Annotated in this window: 17 protein-coding genes and 1 tRNA gene; 11 read left to right on the top strand and 7 right to left on the bottom strand. The window is 68.1% G+C overall.

Annotated features, from left to right (window positions below):
* Nucleotides 1–136: 136 nt before the first annotated feature.
* The 3 genes from ACFV9W_RS15360 (at nt 137) to ACFV9W_RS15350 (ending at nt 1,739) form a co-directional block, all read left to right on the top strand.
* Nucleotides 137–757, top strand: coding sequence for an HNH endonuclease (locus ACFV9W_RS15360; RefSeq protein ID WP_385760256.1), 621 nt, complete (start codon nt 137–139; stop codon nt 755–757).
* Between the two features lie 107 nt (nt 758–864).
* Nucleotides 865–1,614: an HNH endonuclease signature motif containing protein gene (locus tag ACFV9W_RS15355; protein ID WP_385760253.1), complete on the top strand. Its 750-nt coding sequence runs from the start codon at nt 865–867 to the stop codon at nt 1,612–1,614.
* A gap of 41 nt (nt 1,615–1,655) precedes the next feature.
* A tRNA-Leu gene (locus ACFV9W_RS15350) sits at nt 1,656–1,739 on the top strand.
* A gap of 67 nt (nt 1,740–1,806) precedes the next feature.
* On the opposite strand, the gene ACFV9W_RS15345 is transcribed toward ACFV9W_RS15350, so the two are convergent.
* A complete protein-coding gene (locus ACFV9W_RS15345; protein ID WP_385760250.1) occupies nt 1,807–3,126 on the bottom strand; it encodes an SGNH/GDSL hydrolase family protein in 1,320 nt (439 codons plus the stop codon).
* Between the two features lie 351 nt (nt 3,127–3,477).
* On the opposite strand from ACFV9W_RS15345, the gene ACFV9W_RS15340 reads away from it, so the two are divergent.
* The 3 genes from ACFV9W_RS15340 (at nt 3,478) to ACFV9W_RS15330 (ending at nt 6,315) form a co-directional block, all read left to right on the top strand.
* Entirely contained in the window at nt 3,478–4,827 is a 1,350-nt protein-coding gene (locus ACFV9W_RS15340; RefSeq protein ID WP_385760247.1) for a DUF445 domain-containing protein, read from the top strand.
* A 97-nt stretch (nt 4,828–4,924) separates the two neighbouring features.
* Nucleotides 4,925–5,917 (top strand): GlxA family transcriptional regulator, encoded by a 993-nt coding sequence (locus tag ACFV9W_RS15335; protein ID WP_385760244.1) that lies wholly within the window; start codon nt 4,925–4,927, stop codon nt 5,915–5,917.
* 5 nt (nt 5,918–5,922) lie between these two features.
* A complete protein-coding gene (locus ACFV9W_RS15330) occupies nt 5,923–6,315 on the top strand; it encodes a VOC family protein (protein ID WP_385760241.1) in 393 nt (130 codons plus the stop codon).
* Here ACFV9W_RS15330 and ACFV9W_RS15325 read toward each other — a convergent pair.
* Together ACFV9W_RS15325 and ACFV9W_RS15320 are read right to left on the bottom strand one after the other, a co-directional pair.
* Complete coding sequence (locus ACFV9W_RS15325; protein WP_385760238.1) at nt 6,312–6,620, bottom strand: hypothetical protein; 309 nt, start codon at nt 6,618–6,620, stop codon at nt 6,312–6,314. The genes ACFV9W_RS15330 and ACFV9W_RS15325 overlap by 4 nt on opposite strands.
* 134 nt (nt 6,621–6,754) lie before the next feature.
* Nucleotides 6,755–7,228: a carboxymuconolactone decarboxylase family protein gene (locus tag ACFV9W_RS15320; protein WP_385760235.1), complete on the bottom strand. Its 474-nt coding sequence runs from the start codon at nt 7,226–7,228 to the stop codon at nt 6,755–6,757.
* Between the two features lie 230 nt (nt 7,229–7,458).
* Between ACFV9W_RS15320 and ACFV9W_RS15315 the strand changes: the two genes are divergently transcribed.
* Nucleotides 7,459–8,445, top strand: coding sequence for a hypothetical protein (locus ACFV9W_RS15315; protein ID WP_385760232.1), 987 nt, complete (start codon nt 7,459–7,461; stop codon nt 8,443–8,445).
* Here ACFV9W_RS15315 and ACFV9W_RS15310 read toward each other — a convergent pair.
* On the bottom strand, nt 8,417–8,656 hold the full coding sequence (locus ACFV9W_RS15310; RefSeq protein WP_385760229.1) for a DUF397 domain-containing protein: 240 nt from the start codon (nt 8,654–8,656) through the stop codon (nt 8,417–8,419). The two genes, ACFV9W_RS15315 and ACFV9W_RS15310, sit on opposite strands and share 29 nt — an antisense overlap.
* A complete protein-coding gene (locus ACFV9W_RS15305) occupies nt 8,653–9,507 on the bottom strand; it encodes a helix-turn-helix domain-containing protein (protein ID WP_385760226.1) in 855 nt (284 codons plus the stop codon). The genes ACFV9W_RS15310 and ACFV9W_RS15305 overlap by 4 nt, the downstream gene beginning before the upstream one ends.
* Nucleotides 9,508–9,667: 160 nt before the next feature.
* Between ACFV9W_RS15305 and ACFV9W_RS15300 the strand changes: the two genes are divergently transcribed.
* Nucleotides 9,668–10,351: an ATP-binding protein gene (locus ACFV9W_RS15300; protein WP_385760223.1), complete on the top strand. Its 684-nt coding sequence runs from the start codon at nt 9,668–9,670 to the stop codon at nt 10,349–10,351.
* Between the two features lie 47 nt (nt 10,352–10,398).
* Here the strand turns inward: ACFV9W_RS15300 and ACFV9W_RS15295 are convergent, their stop codons facing one another.
* A complete protein-coding gene (locus ACFV9W_RS15295; protein WP_385760220.1) occupies nt 10,399–13,545 on the bottom strand; it encodes a DUF3427 domain-containing protein in 3,147 nt (1,048 codons plus the stop codon).
* Between the two features lie 193 nt (nt 13,546–13,738).
* On the opposite strand from ACFV9W_RS15295, the gene ACFV9W_RS15290 reads away from it, so the two are divergent.
* Nucleotides 13,739–14,671 carry a YDG/SRA domain-containing protein gene (locus tag ACFV9W_RS15290; RefSeq protein WP_385760217.1) on the top strand — a complete coding sequence of 311 codons (933 nt, stop codon included), beginning with the start codon at nt 13,739–13,741 and terminating at the stop codon, nt 14,669–14,671.
* Nucleotides 14,672–14,696: 25 nt separating this feature from the next.
* Here the strand turns inward: ACFV9W_RS15290 and ACFV9W_RS15285 are convergent, their stop codons facing one another.
* Nucleotides 14,697–15,746 (bottom strand): SEC-C domain-containing protein, encoded by a 1,050-nt coding sequence (locus tag ACFV9W_RS15285; protein ID WP_385760214.1) that lies wholly within the window; start codon nt 15,744–15,746, stop codon nt 14,697–14,699.
* A gap of 194 nt (nt 15,747–15,940) precedes the next feature.
* Here ACFV9W_RS15285 and ACFV9W_RS15280 point away from each other — a divergent pair, with 194 nt between their 5' ends.
* Complete coding sequence (locus ACFV9W_RS15280; RefSeq protein ID WP_385760398.1) at nt 15,941–16,717, top strand: class E sortase; 777 nt, start codon at nt 15,941–15,943, stop codon at nt 16,715–16,717.
* A 90-nt stretch (nt 16,718–16,807) separates the two neighbouring features.
* Nucleotides 16,808–17,011: a DUF3311 domain-containing protein gene (locus tag ACFV9W_RS15275; protein WP_385760211.1), complete on the top strand. Its 204-nt coding sequence runs from the start codon at nt 16,808–16,810 to the stop codon at nt 17,009–17,011.
* Nucleotides 17,012–17,018 lie beyond the last annotated feature (7 nt).

The raw sequence follows: 17,018 nt of genomic DNA, 5'->3' as shown, positions 1-17,018 counted from the left end.
GGCGGGCCACACCCCCCCCGTATGTGGCCCGCCCCCACAGTTCGGACCGTTCCGCATTCCGTGCGTGACGGTCCGATTTTCATTTCGTTGCCCTGTACGAGACCGCGAACGCGCGGCCGAAAAGGGGAGGGCACACATGACGGGGCAGCGATACACCCGGAACCTGCTGGAGGCAGCGGCCCGGAACGCGGGGACGTGGGACGAGGCGGTTCGGTACTGCGGGGGTGAGCCGACGAGGTACAGCAAGCGGTACCTCCACCAGAAGATGACCGAGGCCGGCATCGACACCTCGCACTTCCAACACGGGGCGGTACGGCACACGGAGGAGGCGCTGCGGGCGGCGGTCGCGGAGTCGTGCTCCGTCAGGGACGTGGTGCTGCGCCTGGGGATCGCCAACGTCGGCGGTAACTGCACCCACATCAGTCGCCGAATCACGGCTCTGGGGATCGACACCTCACACTTCGCGCCCCCAGAACAGAGGACAAGGCGAGCGGTCGCGGACTCGCTGATCCTGGGCTCTCCAAGCGACGGGCGGATCCACGGCGTCCGTCTCCGCCGGGAACTGGTTCGGCTCGGAGTTCCGGAGCAGTGCTCGATGTGTGGGCGCTCGGAATGGCGAGGACAGGCAATTCCACTTGAGGTGGATCACCTCAACGGCGAATGGTGGGACAACCGCCCGGGGAATCTGCGTCTCGTTTGCCCCAACTGTCATTCGGTGACGGACACCTACCGCGGCCGGAAGCGGAGGTCCGCGTGAGTAAGTACCCGCGAGCGCTCTTGGAGGAGACCGCAGCGGCCTCCTCCAGTCTGGTCGACCTCATGCGCCGAGTTGGATCTCCAATCGGCAGTGGTCCCCGTCACTACTTGAGCAGTCGACTCGTCCACTACGGGATCGACACGTCTCACTTCCGGGACGAACCGTTGCCCGAACGACCGAAGCGGTCGTACTCCAAGGAGGCCCTGGCCGAAGCGGCGGCCTGCTCCATCAGCATCCGCGAGATGTTCGTGCACATGGGCATTCCCCCGGAGGACGGGCCGTACGGACTGGTGAAGAGAAAGCTGGAGAGGTTCGGTATCGACACCAGCCACTTCACCTCGCGCCGCGGGACGGCGGGTCAAAGCCTCTTCCCGGAAGCGGAATTCACACAAGCTGTCGCCGAGGCCAAAGGGTTGGCCGACCTGCTGCGCCACCTGGGGCTGGCGCCCATGAACGGCAAGGCTCGCGCCAAGGCGAAGCGCAGCATCGACGAGTACGGTCTCTCGACCGAGCACTTCACCGGGCAGGCACACCGCGCCGGTGCCTCCTCGCCCACGCGTAGACCTGCGCAGGAAATCCTTGTAAACCATCCCGCCGGCAGTCGACGCACCCGCACCTCCCTGCTGCGCCGGGCGCTTGACGACATCGGTGTACCGCGTGTGTGTGACGGATGCGATCAGGGCGAGCTGTGGCAAGGCAAGAGGTTGGTCCTGGAGATCGACCACATCAATGCCGACCCGTTGGACAACCGTCGGGAGAACCTGCGCTACCTGTGTCCCAACTGCCATGCGCTGACCAGTACTTGGTGCCGAGGTGGCGGGCGCGCTCCCGTGCCGAGCGGCGTCGCCGTACACTGACGGGGCGGAACGCGCCAGCCAGGCGCAATGTCCGGTTTGTTGCGGTTGTGGCGGAATTGGCAGACGCCCGGGCCTTAGGAGCCCGTGGGAGAAATCCCGTGAGGGTTCGAGTCCCTCCAGCCGCACACACGAAAGGGCGCCCCGGCAGTGGGGCGCCCTTCGTCGTACGTCGCCGGTCTCAGCCGGTACCGGTTACAGCTCCGCCCCCGTCGACCCCCGCAGCGACGACAGGTCCACGGTCTCCGCCATCTTGCGGTAGCCCGCGTCGCTGGGGTGGAGGTGGTCGCCGGAGTCGTACTGGTCCAGGAGGCGGCGCGGGTTGTACGGGTCGCGCAGGGCGCGGTCGAAGTCGGCGTAGCTGTCGAAGACCTTGCCGGCGCGGATCTGCGCGTTCACGGACTGGCGGACCGCCTCGAGGTTCGGGCGGTAGCCGGGGTGGCCCTGGAACGGCATGAGCGTCGCGCCGACGACCCGCAGGCCGCGCGCGTGCGACTGGCGGACCATTTCCTTCAGGCCGTCGACGATCTTCGTGGGGTCGGTCTGCTGCGGCGTGCGCAGGATGTCGTTGATGCCGAGGTCGATGACGACGGCGCGGGCGCCGGAGCGGCTGAGCACGTCGCGCTCGAAGCGGGAGAGGCCGCTCGGGTTGTTGGCGGGGCGGCCGAAGCCGTCGGCCAGTATCCGGTTGCCGCTGATGCCCTGGTTGACGACGCCGTAGCGCGGGGCGTCCGACTCGGTGCGCAGTCGCTCGGCGAGTATGTCCGTCCACCGGCGGTTGGCGCCCATGGTGGAGGTGATGCCGTCGGTGAGGGAGTCGCCGATGACGACGACGGTGCCCTGCGCCTCGTTGCTGAGCACGTCGAGGGCGCTGAGGTAGCGCCAGTACGGGCTCTGCTGGTTGTAGAGCGTGCCGCTGGGGTCCTCGGTGCGGTCACCGCGGGCGACGTACGACATCTGGCGGGCCTGCGGGTGGTACGTGACCGGTCCGGACGGCGTCGGCGAGTACGTGGTGACCAGGATGTCGGAGTCGCTGGGCACGGTGATCCGCAGCGCGTCGCTGACGGCCTGTCGGCCGGGCTGGATGACGACCGAGGAGTTCCCGTTGAACGTCAGGCGGCGCATCGTGTCGGACAGGGCCGTCGGGTTGTTGGGTGCCGAGGCCACGGCGATGGAGGCGTGCGTGATGCGCAGGGGCGACTGCCCGTACAGGTTGGAGAGGGTGATGCGTGCGGCGTTGCCGCCGACGCTGGTGTGCACGATGTTGCGGATGGAGTGGCCGTAGTAGCCGTTCGTCTCCGTGCCGGGTTCGCCGCCCGCGGGGGAGGCGGACCAGCTGCCGGTCCAGGTGCCGGTGGAGGCGGGTGCGGCGGAGCTGCGCGGGTGTGCGCCGCCCGCCTCTATGTTGTCGTCGCCGCCGAGGACTCCTGAGAAGCCCACGTAGATGGCGGCAGAGATCATCACGACGATCGCGGCGAGCGCGGTCAACAAGGCATAACCGTGACGCTTGGTCATGCGGTGTGTGTCTCCTCGGGCAGGGGGAGCCCGAGGCTCCGATGTGATGAATCCATGATGCGTCATGGGGCGGGTGGGGGCCGACACTGCCCCCCTCCGGACAGGTAGACGCCGGGAACCTTTGGTTCGTTCCGGGAGTAGGTCAGGAAGGGACAATGTGTGAGGCGGATGACAGTCGAGTCGAAGTCGACGAGTCGGGCCGATGACCGATGCGGAGTGGGCTGAGTGGACGGCGACGTGAAGCGCGGGGCCCAGGGGGCCGAGGGGGCGTCCCGGGGTGTGTCCCGGGGGGAGTCTCCGGGGGCGTACGACACAGCGGGTACAGCGGGCAAAGCGGTTGAAGCGGCCGAAGTGGACACCGGGGAGTCTTCCCGCGCCACATCGGGCCAATCCCGGTCCTCGGGGCCCACCCGCCCCTCCCATCCCGCCCGCCGCTTCGTCGCCGAGTTCACGGCGGCCGACGAGGAGAAGCGGCGCGGCGTGCGCCGGATGAAGCTGATGGCGACCGGGCTGCTGGTCTTCGTGGCGCTGGTCTACGTACTGGCGACGTGGGCGGAGCACCAGGGGGCGGGCACCTGGGCGGGGTATGTCGCGGCGGCCGCGGAGGCCGGCATGGTGGGCGCGCTGGCCGACTGGTTCGCGGTCACGGCGCTGTTCCGGCACCCGCTGGGCATCCCGATCCCGCACACGGCGATCATCCCGAAGAAGAAGGATCAGCTGGGTGTCTCGCTCGGCGAGTTCGTCGGCGAGAACTTCCTGTCGGGCGAGGTCGTACGGGACCGGCTGCGCTCCGTCGGCATCGCGGGCCGTCTCGGTTCCTGGCTCGCGGAGCCGGAGCACGCCGATCGGGTGACGGCGGAGGCGGCGACGGCGCTGCGGGGCGCTCTGACGGTGCTGCGCGACTCCGATGTGCAGGCGATCGTCGGCGAGGCCATCACACGCCGCGCGGACAACGCGGAGATCGCGCCGGGCCTCGGCAAGATGCTGGAGAAGGTGGTGGCGGACGGCGGCCACAAGCGGGTCGTCGACCTGGTGTGCGCCCGCGCCCATGACTGGCTGGTGCTGCACTCCGCCTCGGTGATGGACGCGGTGGAGGGCGGCGCCCCCGGCTGGACGCCACGTTTCGTCGACAAGCGGGTGGGCGAGCGCGTCTACAAGGAACTGCTGCGTTTCGTGACGGAGATGCGCGACATGCCGGACCACCCGGCGCGCGGCGCGCTCGACCGTTTCCTGGGCGACTTCGCGGGTGACCTCCAGTCGGACTCGGACACCCGGGAGCGGGTGGAGCGTCTGAAGTCGGAGATCCTGGGCCGTTCCGAGGTGCAGGACATCATCGCTTCGGCGTGGTCCGCGGTCCGCCAGATGATCGTCGCGGCGGCCGAGGACGAGCGCAGCGAGCTGCGTCTGCGGGCGCGGGCCTCGCTGCTGTCGCTGGGCCGCCGGATGGCGTCGGAGCCGGATGTCCGCTCGAAGGTCGACGGCTGGGTGGAGGGCGCGGCGGTGTACGTCGTGACGACGTACCGGGCGGAGATCACGTCGCTGATCACGGACACGGTCGCGGGCTGGGACGCCGAGCACACGACCCGCAAGATCGAGGCGCACATCGGCCGTGACCTGCAGTTCATCCGGATCAACGGCACGGTGGTGGGTTCGCTGGCGGGCCTGCTGATCTTCACGGTGTCGCGGGCGCTGGGGGCGTAGGGCGATGCGGCGATGAGCGGGGCGTGACCATGAGTGGGGCGCGGCCATGAGCGGAGCGCGGCCATGAGCGGAGCGCGGCGATGAGTGGGGCGCAGCCATGAGCGGAACGCGCGCGAGGCGCCGCCGTCAGCCGGTGGCGGTCCTCGTACGGGACGGGGTCCTGCCCATGGAGCTGGGCCTGGTCCACCAGCTCTTCGGGACGGCCCGCGACCCGGTCACGGGGGAGCGCCTCTACGAGGTGACGACGTGCGCGCCCCGCCCCGGCCGGATCCGTACGGACGCCGACTTCCCGATCTACGCGGAGCACGGCCTGGAGGCGGTGGCGGCGGCGGACACGGTGCTGGTCCCGGCATCGCACGAGTCGGACGAGGAGCTCCGGGCGGGGGATCTGGACGCCGAACTGGCCGAGTCGCTGTCGGCGGTCCGCGGCCGGGTGGCGTCGATCTGCACGGGCTCGTTCGTCCTGGCGGCGGCGGGCCTCCTGGACGGCCGCCGGGCGACGACGCACTGGATGTCCTCGGCCCGCTTCGCCCGCGCGTTCCCGTCGGTGACGGTCGACGCGGACGTCCTCTACGTCGACGAGGGCCGGGTGCTGACGTCGGCGGGGGAGGCCGCGGGCATCGATCTGTGCCTGCACATGATCCGCGAGGACCACGGCGCGGCGGTGGCGACGGAGCTGGCGCGCCGCACGGTGGTGCCGCCGCACCGGGAGGGCGGCCAGGCGCAGTACATCCAGCGGCCGGTGCCGTTGGAGGAGCCGGGCGGCCCTTCGTCGACGTCCCGCTCGCGGGAGTGGGCGCTGGGGCGACTGGCGGACCCCCTGACCCTGGCGCAGCTGGCCGCGCGCGACGCCATGTCGGTCCGCACGTACAACCGCCGCTTCCGCGAGGAGACCGGTCTGACTCCGATGACGTGGCTGAACCGTCAACGGGTGGACCGGGCGCGGGAGTTGCTGGAGCGGACGGATCACACGGTGGACCGAGTGGCGGCGGAGACGGGCTTCGGTTCCGGGACGACGCTGCGGCAGCACTTCCAGGCGGTGCTCGGGGTGTCGCCGGGGGCGTACAGGGCGACGTTCCGGGGACGATGACGTCCATGGCAACCGACGAGAACGAGACGCACACCCACATCCGCAGGGCAGTCCCGAACGTGTCAGTGCCCGACGAGGCGGCGATGAGGACGAACCGCGACTTCTACGAAACCCTCGGCTTCCGCGAGGCCATGAACATGGGCTGGATCATGACGATGGTCTCCCCGTCCGATCCCACCGCCCAGATCCAGTTCTTCACGCACGAGGCGACGGGCCCGGTGGTGCCGGACATCAGCGTGGAGGTGGACGACGTGGACGGGGTGTACGAGGCGCTGCGCGCGGCGGGCGCCGAGATCGTCCACGACCTGCGGGACGAGGAGTGGGGCGTGCGCCGCTTCTTCGTACGGGACCCGCAGGGCAAGGTGGTGAACGTGCTCACGCACGTCCGCGCCGATTAGGCGGCGCGGCGGTCCACGAGGACGTACGACGCGGCGGCGACGACACCCGCCGCTCCGAACACGGCGGGCCACGCCCCGACCTTCTTGGCCAGCGGGTGCGACCCGGCGAACGCGGCGACGTACGCGCCGGTCAGCGCCCCCGCGACCTTCCCGCCCCGCGTCTTCGTCCACTGCGTCGCGGCGGCGGCCCCGGCCACGGCGAGCACGGCGCCGCCCAGCTGCCGCTTCTTGGTGAACCGGGCGGTGGCGTAGCCCCCGACGAGTCCGGCGGCGGCTATCGGGGCGGTGGGGAGGGCGCGGGCCATGGGGTGAACCTCCTGCGTAGTGGCGTCCGGAAGCGGCTTCCGGTGGGCGGGCCGGGGACCGTGGGTGGTCCGGGGCCTGAAAGTGGTCCGGGTGGTCCGGTCCCGCCCATTTGTGAGGTTACGCCCTGGGTCCGTCAGGCGAACTGGCCGGGCTGGTAGGACCCGGCGGGCATCTGCACCATGACGTTCATGCGGTTGTAGACGTTGATGATCGCGATCAGCGAGACGAGGGCGGTGAGCTGCTCCTCGTCGTAGTGCTTCGCGGCGTTCGCCCACACCTCGTCGGGGACGCCGCCGGCGGCGTCGGCGATCCGGGTGCCCTGCTCGGTGAGTTCGAGGGCGGCGCGCTCGGCGTCGGTGAACACGGTGGCCTCGCGCCAGGCGGCGACGAGGTTGAGCCGCTGCTGGGTCTCGCCGGCGTGCGCGGCGTCCTTGGTGTGCATGTCGGTGCAGAACCCGCACCCGTTGATCTGGCTGGCCCGGATCTTCACGAGTTCCTGGGTGACGGCGGGAAGCGAGGAGTCGGCGACGACCTTCCCGGCGGAGTTGATGTGCTTGATGACCTTCCCGGCGAGGGGGCTGGTGAAGGGGTTGAGGCGGGCTTCCATGGTGGGCTCCTCGGGTACGCCCTGCGCGGGCCTTGTTGATGGCTACGTAGATGTGACGGAGCCGGGAGCGGAAGTGTGACAGCGCGGAATGTGACCTGGGTCTCGCGGTCGCGTGGGACTGTGACGCGAGATCACGGCGGAACGGTGCTGAGCCGTCACAGTCCGGTCCGCGCCCCGCCACAAGCCGGGTACGGGAAGGTGAGCGCGCAGGCGGCGGGCACAAACCGAACGTGAACGCCACATCCATGCGCACCCTGGCCCGCCACCCGCTCGCCCTCACCCAGGACCAACTCCTCACACGCGAACAGCTGATGGAACTCGGCTGCGCGAACTCGACCACGGACCAACGTTGCCGCCGCGGCGGCCCGTGGCAGCGGCTGCTGCCGCGGGTCCACCTCCTCCACTCCGGCACCCCGACCCCACGCCAGCGCATGCGCGCGGCGCTCCTGTACGCGGGTGAGCACTCCCTGCTGACCGGGCACGCGGCACTCGCGACCCACGGTTTCCGCGCGGCGCCGCGCCCGGAGCGGTTGCGGTGGGTGGACGTACTGGTGCCGTACGAGGGGGCGGGCGCGCGCGGAACGTCGTACGTGAAGGTGCACCGCACGCGCCGTATGCCGGAGAACCACCCGATGGCGGGCCTGGGCTGCGCGGCCGTCGCGCGGGCGGTGGCGGACGCGGTGCCGGGGCTGCGCTGCGAGGCGGACGTGACCGCGCTGCTTGCGGAGGCGGTGCAGCGGGGCTTCTGCACGCCGGAGGACCTGCTGGCGGAACTGGCGGCGTCGCGGCGCCGCTACGCCCCGTACGTGGCGAGGTCGACGGCCCACCTGGCGGCGGGCGTCCACTCACCCCTGGAGGCCGACGCCCGCACGCTGATCCACACCTTCGCCCTCCCGGAACCCCTGTGGAACCCGAACCTCCACGACCCGGCGACCGGCGCGTTCCTGGCCCGCCCGGACGCGTACTGGCCGGCGGAGGGCCTGGCCCTGGAGGTCGACTCCCGCGAGTACCACCTGGACCCGTCCTCCTGGCGCCGCACCCTCTCCCACCGCAACCGCCTCGCCGCGGCGGGCCTCCCGGTCCTTGCCGTCACGGCGGAGGATCTGCGGGGGCGGGCGGAGGGGGTGGCGGGGGAGATTCGGGGGGCGTTGGCGCGGTGCCGCGGCCGCCGGGTGCCTGATGTGTGGGTCAACCGGCAGCTTGTGACCGGGAGTTAGCCAGGCGCAGGAAGCCGGTCCAAGCTCGCGGGCCGAAGGTGAGGACGTCGCTGCTCGACCACTTGGAGTCTCGTATGAGGACGGACCCCTTGGGGGCTATGGCGCACTCCAGGCACTCGCCGCCGGCTCCGTTGCTGTACGACGCCTTGAACCAGTCGAGCTGGTCGATGTTCTCCGAACGATCCACGCCACGCTCGTTGTTCACGATCACTGCGCGTACTCCTTGATGGTGTTCTCGATCAGGCGGAGGGATCGATGGGGACTGAGGGCGGCTGCCCTGAGCCCGTCGAACGCTCGCGTGTACTCCCGAACATGATGCTCCCCTTCGAGGTACACGGCATCGGTGATGCCGTCCCGGTACACGACGTCAGGGTCTTCTTGGTCTGGGAAGCCGAGGATGGTGAACGGCCCGGTCAGAGGGCGTGTTCCTGAGTCGAAAGCCAGCACTTGGAGAGTGATCGCGGGGAGTTGAGCGGCCTCCAGTAGGCGCTCGAGCTGGTCCCGCATGACGGCGTGGTCGCCGACGACGTTCCGCAGTGCTGCCTCGCTGATGACGAACCAAGCGTCCGGCGGCGCGGGGTCCTGGCGCGACAGCATCTCCTGGCGTTCGAGCCTGACGCGGATGGCTCGCTCCGCATCCTCCGGCTTCATGTGCGAGCCCGCGACGTGCAGCTCTCGGATGTACGTGGGTGTCTGCATCAAGCCCGGGACGATCTCGCACTGGTATTGGCGAAACGAGTCCGCTTCCTGTTCCAGGCCGATGTAGATGTTGAACCACTCCGGCACGCCCGACCCGTGGACCTGCCACCACCCCTTCGTCTTGGCCTGGCGGGCCAGAGACTTGAGGAAATCCCGCATCTCGGCCGTGGTTTCGTAGAGCCGACACAGGGCTTCCACGTCGGACGGTTGTACGCGCCCGTGGCCGGTCTCCATCCGGTTCACCTTGGAGCCGCTCCAGTCCACAGCGGCGCCAACTTGCGCACAGGTCATTCCGCTTGACTCTCGGAGCTTCTTCAACTCGAACGACAGTCGCCGACGTCGTGCGGTCGGAGATCCAGCCATCTAGACACCCTCCTCGCTAGCGAGGCTCAGTCTCCGCGCCAAGCCCCGTGCTTGCCAATCACTCGAAGGTGGGAATCCCGCCGTGCAAATTGCAAGAAGGGATGCTCTGGCGCCACGCTGGTAGTGCGGTTGGAGCGTGTTGAGGTGGATGTGCAGGCGGATGAACTCGTCTGAACTCGACGCTTACGGCGCCCAGTTGATGCAGGACGGTCCAGCGGTTGTGAACCTCAATGGAGAGGGAGAGCTCGTGATCCAGCAACACTGCATGCTCCGCAAGCCCTGGAGTCTGGCCTTCGCGGCCGAGCCCGAGGAACTGGCGGCCCTGCGGCGCATCGCGCGGCTGCACCTGAGGTTGTGGGGGCTAAGTCACCTGGATGAAGCCGTTGAGCTATGCGTGACCGAGATGGTGGCGAACGTGATCAGGCACGTGGGCCTTGGCACCCCCGTAGAGCTGACGCTCTCGATGAGCGGCACGTATCTACGCATCGAAGTACGAGACCCGGAGCTGAAGGCGCTTCCCACTCTGCTGGTCGGAGCACTCGACTCGGAGTCGGGCCGAGGTATGCGGCTCGTCGACGCGGTGACGGATCGCTGGGGTGTGCTCCTCAAGGCTGACCGGAAGGTGGTCTGGTGCGAACTGACCACGGGTCTCGCACATCCGGAAGGCCATGTGGTGCACGGGGGCGTTGATCGGGCGGAGGCGCTACTCGGAGTATCCGGGCAGACGGCGGTCGAGGTCATCGCCGACATGCTGTGCTGGGCTGACGCGCATGGGCTCGACGTAGACGAGGTGGTGGAGTCCGCCGAACTGCGTTGCGAGAGCGAGATGCGTACCCGTGGATGAGTTGGCGGCACTGGTGCCCTTGCCAACTCATCCACCAGGTGCGGCTGTTATGCGACGGCCGATGCGTACGTCCACACGTCAGCAGGAAGCTCGTGGTGAAGGCGCCAGGTGATGGACATGGGCTTGCTTCCGGTGTGGGAGTCGTACGTGGCCGGGCCGAGCAGCATCCACGGCTGAGCCTTGCCGGTGTCCGTGTCCTTGTAGCGCCTCATGAAGAGAAGGACGTGGCTGCCGCGCTGGGCGTGCTGCTGGTAGCGCTGCCCCGTACGGGATGTGTCTGCGGTCGCGTTCTGCGACTCCCAGTGGAAGAGGCTTGGGCTCAGGGCGTAGTCCTTGTAACGGACGGTGGGCGAGAAGTCCTTCTCGTTCTTCTCCAGGGTGATGAGGAGGGTGTCCGTCTGGTTGGCCTCGTCCCAGAGGACGCCTTGGGCGAATGATCCGGGCATCTGGCCGCCGAACCGGGCCACGCCGAGGGCAGCCAGGATTTCGGAGCGGTTGTATGCGCTGTGGATCTTCAGGGGGAGGTGCGCGTGCGGGCCTTCCAGCGGGATCGGGAAGTGGTCGGCCTCGTCCATGACGTAGTCGAGCACTTGGCGCAACTCGTCGCGGAGCGCTGTCTGTTCGCGCAGTGATGCAAGGCCTGCCTCGTAGGAGCTAAAGCCTCCGGCCTTGTCCCAGAGGTTGAAGAACAGCATGCGGGCGAATGTCTTGTCCGTCGCGTTCAGATCCTCGTAGGCCGGAGCGTCGTCGCTCAGTAGCCGCTTGTAGGCCGCGGCGCGTTCGGGATCGTCGACATGCAGAAAAGCGTGGACGCGCTTCAACAGGTCACTTTCTCCCGGCTGTTCTGGGGTGTCGGCGAGGCCGGCCCGGCGTAGGACGGCGGTCCATGAGTTGCTGGACTTATACAGTTCCTTGATCTCGCGACGACTCTCCCGCAAGTAGTCGGCGAGCCGCGGAGTGCTGTAGGCGCTGACCTCCTTGGCCAAGGTCTGCACTGTTGCCTTGATCTGCGTGCGGATGTTGTCCAGCACCAGGTCCTTGGACTTGCCCTCCAGGATGATTTGGCAGCCAGAGGGCAACTGCGGGAAGTCGTGCTCGGCGTGCTCAAGGAGACGGTTGCGCGACAGGTTCGTCATCGCGCGGAACTGCTCCTCGAAACGGAACTCGGCGCGGTGCTGTCCGATGAAGTCCAAGACGGTCAGAACCGGCTTATGTGGTGTGCGGCGGAGCCCGCGGCCGAGCTGCTGGAGGAACACGGTGGCGCTGCTCGTCGGACGCAAGAGCAGCAGTGTGTCGACGTCAGGAATGTCCAAGCCCTCATTGAAGAGGTCGACAGAGAACAGAACCTGGATCTTCCCCGACTTGAGGTCAGCTAGCGCCTGCTCCCGGACCTCTGGCCTCGATTCGCTGTCCAGCGCCTTGGCTTGGAAGCCGGCCTCTTGGAAGCACTTGGCCATGAAGTGAGCGTGCTTGCGGGACACGCAGAACCCGAGCGCCCGCATGTTCCCGGGGTCGGACACCTTGTCCCGCACTTGCTTGATGACGATGCGGGCGCGGGCGTGGTCAGCCGAGAATAGGTCGCCGAGCTGGCTCTGGTCGTACGTTCCGGAACGCCAGTTGAGGCGGGTCAGGTCGGTTCCATCAGGGACGCCGAAGTAGTGGAACGGGCAGAGTAGGTCGTTATCGAGGGCCTCCCAGAGACGCATCTCTGCGGCGATACGGCCACCGAAGAACTCGCCCTGCACGTTGAGCCCGTCCGCCCGCTCGGGGGTGGCGGTGAGTCCTAGAAGTTGCTTGGGCTTGAAGTGGTTCAGTACGCGGCGATACGTCGTCGCGGTGGCGTGATGGAACTCGTCGACGACGATGATGTCGAAGTGCTCGGGATCGAACTGATCGAGTCGCTGGTCGGTAAGGGACTGGACGCTGGCGAAGACGTGCTTCCAGTCGCGAGGGAGTTCGCCACTGAAGAGCAGCTCGCCGAACGAGGCGTCGTCGAGCACCTCTCGGTACTTGCGTAGCGACTGCTTCAGGATCTCCTTGCGGTGCGCGATAAAGAGGAGCCGCGGGTACTCCTTGCCGCCCCACTGCTGGTGCAGGCTGCGGAAGTCTAGGGCAGCCATGACGGTCTTTCCTGTCCCTGTGGCTGCCACCAGCAAGTTGTGGTCATGGCCTCGCACTTCACGCTCCACACGAAGGCGCTCCAGCATGTCGGCCTGGTGCGGATAGGGCCGCACCTCAAGCCCAGACAGGCTGATCTTGAGGTCATCGGTGGACGTTGAGCTGCCAGCCACTCCCAACGCTTCGTCCAGCTTGGCGGCATCCCGATCAGGGTCGTAGGACTCGAAGGAGATGTCATTCCAGTAGGAGTCGAAACTCGCCTCGAACTTCTTCAAGACGGCAGGTGTGGCGACCGACGACAGCCGAACGTTCCACTCAAGCCCGTCGAGCAAGGCGGCCTTGGAGAGGTTGGAGCTGCCGACGTAGGCGGTGTCGAACCCGCTGTTCCGCCGAAAGAGCCAGGCCTTGGCGTGCAGCCGTGTCGACCGCGTCTCGTAATTGACCTTCACCTCGGCGCCAAAGTCACGAACGAGCCGGTCGAGGGCGTGACGGTCGGTGGCACCCATGTAGGTCGTGGTGACGACGCGAATACGCACACCACGGTCGGCGGCCTCGCGCAGGGCCCCTTCGAGAACTCGGATGCCGTACCACTTCACGAACGCGCAGAGCAGGTCGATGCGGTCGGCCACAGCTATTTCCGCTCGGAGCTCTGCCCCGAGGCTGGGGTCTTCGGGCGAGTTCGTGATGAGAGCCGTTTCAGAGAGCGGTGTCAGCGGGCGGATCGCGTAGACCCCGGGAGCCTCTTGCTCGGCGAGAGCGAGCAGTTGATGAGGGCCGTCTTCAATCTGCTGCGTGCCCGCAGATGAATCGTCCGAGGGGGCTGCCGACTCCAAGGCGGCCATGATCGTGTTGGCTGCTGCGACTTGCTGGTCGTGTGGCAGTTGTTGGAGGCGCCGCCCGATGGCTTCGCCAAGATGATGTGCCAGGACGTGCGGAGTTGACTCTGCGGTCACCTCGCCCTCGATGGCTTTCCAGCCCGCAGCCTCGAGCCGCGTCATGTCGCCTCGAAGGGCTCGGGTGATGAGCCTCTCGTGTACCCCCGGCTCCAGCGGTTCGGGCTGATGTGACGTGGCCATCTGTCCCCCTGTGTGCTCTCGACCTCAGATCCGTGTGGCTCAGTTCTAGCAAGAGCCACTGACAGCCATGGGGTACGTGATGCCAGGGGCTCCCTGGCAGGCAACGACTGGATTCAGCCTGGAGGTGATCGACTGTCGCCAAATCGAGCCCAAAGTAGCTGAACTGCATGCTGCAACTTGTCAGAGTGCCAGCATGACTACGTCTTCGCGCCAGCCCTCCAAAAGCATCTACTTCGGGCCTCCGCCGGGGGTGAGCCCCGGCCAGTGGTTCAAGGGGCACACGGAGCTCCACGCTGCAGGCGTCCATCGCTTCCGCGGGCGAGGCATCTCCGGCACAGCACACGCGGGTGTGGACTCCATCGTCGCAAGCGGCGGGTATGCGGCAGATAGGGATGAAGGAGACGTCGTCATCTACACGGCGATGGGTGGAAATCCAGATAAGGACGGGCACATAACCGAGGACCAGCAACTCGATGGATGTAACGCGGGGTTGGTCCTCAACCAGAACGAAGGGCTCCCCGTGCGCTACGTCCGCGGTCTGGACATTCGTAGCGGTAAGGCTAGGGGTGGGTATAGGTACGCGGGGCTCTATCGCGTAGAGGATCATTGGTGCGCGCGGACCGCGCGGGGGCACCTAATGTGGCAATTTCGCCTTGTTAGGGACATTGGCGAGAGTGTTCCGGGGGACGTGGAAGTCGAGCTGGACCCCGACATGACGGAGCTGGAACGGGCGACCGCTCGCTACGTCACGTCCCAGCGGAGAGTCCGCAACACCAGGGCATCACGCAAGGTCAAGTCGATCTACGCCAATACCTGCCAGGTGTGTCGAATCCCTGTGGTCGTGGGGGTGGATGGAGAGCGATATAGCGAAGGGGCTCATATACAGGCTCTAGGTGAGCCGCATCATGGCCCCGACGTAGTCTCTAACATCCTGTGTCTTTGCCCGAACTGCCACATCAGGTTCGATAACGGTGCGCTACTGATTACCGACGACCTGGACATCGTCGACGGCTTTACCCGGCAAGTGGTGGGGAGGCTTTATGTCGAGAAGCCTCGACACCGCATCGGCGTAGATTTTCTGAAGCAGCACCGATCGCGCTGGGCTGACAGGAGCGAGGGGCTCTAACCCCCATCGCCCAGCGCCGCAGGCTTTACGCCCCGCCCCCGTGGCACTGCCCATACGCCACCCCCGACCCACACCAACACTCCGCCCCCGGAGGCCACGCAACCGCCCGCCCCCGCGCCGCCAGCGTCGTCGCGTACTGCGGCAGCAGCGACACGTCCTCCGGTGAAGACCCCTCCGACGCCGCGAACGCCTCGTAGGACGGGACCGTGCCCGTGACGATGCCGAGGTTGGCTGTGCCGGAGGAGGAGAGTTCGCGGAGGGAGGCCTCCGTGGCGGACAAGTGGGCCTCGTAGGACGGGTATTCCGAGGTCAGGGACGGGTACGCCGACAGGAGTTCCGTGTATTCCTGCGACGGCCAGTGGAGGACTGCCACGGGGAACGGGCGCGACAAGGCCTCCCGGTACGTGCCCAACTCCGCGCGGAGGCGGGAGATTTCGGCCTGGAGTTCTGCCGGGTTCTCCGAGCCGAGGGCCCACGTGCGCTTCGGGTCGTGGAGTTCGTCGAGGGAGACCGGTGTGCGGTTGGCCTGGTCGGCGAGGGCGTCCCACGCGTCGTGCTCCGACCCGAGCATGCGGCGCACGCGGTGGCGGCCGAGGAGCAGGGGGTGTTTCGGCAGCGGGACTCCCGACTCCCGCTCCGAGGCCGGGACCAGGAGTTCCAGGCCCTCCGTGAACGTCTCGTGGGCCTGTTCCAGTTCGTCGTGGGCCTCCAAGGACTCCGCCACGATCACCCAGGGCGCCGGGTCGCGCGGCGCCGACGTGCGGATACCCGTGATGATCGCCCGGGCCTCCGCCTCGTGCCCGTACTCCCACAGGTTCGCCGCCTTGAGCGCGCGGATCAGGGCGGGGGCCTGCGGGGACTCGGCGGCCAGCAGGTTGTCGTAGAGGGTGGTCGCGCGGTCGCGGGCCTCGGCCAGTTCGTAGTGGGCCGCGGCCTGGAGGAGCAGGTGCTCCGCGTCCTCCGGGTACATCGCCGCCGTGCGCTCCAGGCGCTCGGCTTCCGTGACGTGGTTCGCGCGATCGGTCTCGGCGTTCTCGGCGTTCTCTGCGGGCGTGGCAGGGGTGTCGGGGCGCATGGGGGACACCGTACTGCCGGAAGCTTTCGCAGGGACCCGCCCGATCGGGTCGCGGACACCCGGCCACCGCACGCATGTCCGCCACCCCACCGCCCCGCGGCCTCCGCGTCCCGCACACTCCCCGTCGCCCGCCTCTGGCGACTTCGCGCCCCGCGATCTATCTTGCGCGCGTGCTGCTGCAACGTATGCCCCGGATGCGTACCGACCGGCCCGCCGTCGTCACCCAAGGGCGGGGCCGCAGGTCCACCGCCCGGCGCCTGCTGTGGAACAGTGCCGAGGCCGCCGTCACCCTCGGCCTCGTCGTGCTGCTGCTCGTCGTGCACCAGCTGTGGTGGACCAACCGGCAGGCCAGGGCCGGCGCCGACCATCAGGTGCAGGCCCTGGAGCAGGAGTGGGGGGACGGGACCGGAGCCGGTGAACCCGACGTGCCCACCGAACCCGCCGCCGGTACCGCCGAACCCACCAACACCCCTACCAGCGCCCCCGACAGCCCCGCCAAGCCCGACCCCCGGCCCAACTGGGACCAGGCCTACGCCATCCTCGGCATTCCACGGCTCGGCCTGCGCGCCCCCGTCGCCCAGGGGGTCAGCAAGTCCGGCGTTCTCAATCAGGGCTACGTCGGGCACTACCCGGACACCGCGCAGCCCGGCGGCGCCGGGAACTTCGCGGTCGCCGGGCACCGGAACACGCACGGCGAACCGTTCCGGTACATCAACCGGCTGCGGCGCGGCGACACCCTCACCGTCGAGACGAAGTCCGCCTCGTACACGTACGTCGTCGACAAGACGCTCGCGCAGACCTCGGCCGGGGATGGAGGGGTCATCAACCCTGTGCCGCGCAGTCGCGTCGTGCCGGGGGCCGGGTACGAGGACCCCGGGTACTACATCACCCTCACCACCTGTACGCCCGAGTTCACCTCCAAGTACCGGCTCATCGTGTGGGGGAAGCTCAGCGCCATGCGCCCCAGGTAGGCGCCATGCGGCCCAGGTAGTCGCCGTGCGTCCCAGGTAGTCGCCATGCGTCCGCGATGGCCGGGAACACCCCCGATAGGCTGCCGTTTCGTGATCAAACGGCCCCATCTGCTCTGGCTCCTCGTCCCCTTCGTGCTCTACATCGGCGCGCTGCCCTTCGTGAACCGCGTCGAACCCGTCGTGTTCGGGCTGCCGTTCCTGTTCGTGTGGCTGCTGGGGGCCACGCTCGTCACCCCGTTCGCCGCCTGGCTCACCTGGCGCGGCGACCAGCGGCTCAAGGGGGCCCGCAAGTGAGCGACGC

It is taken from the genome of Streptomyces sp. NPDC059897 (assembly GCF_042730865.1).
In the GTDB taxonomy this organism is placed as follows: Bacteria; Actinomycetota; Actinomycetes; order Streptomycetales; family Streptomycetaceae; genus Streptomyces.
This window is presented reverse-complemented; position numbering and strand designations above follow the sequence as displayed.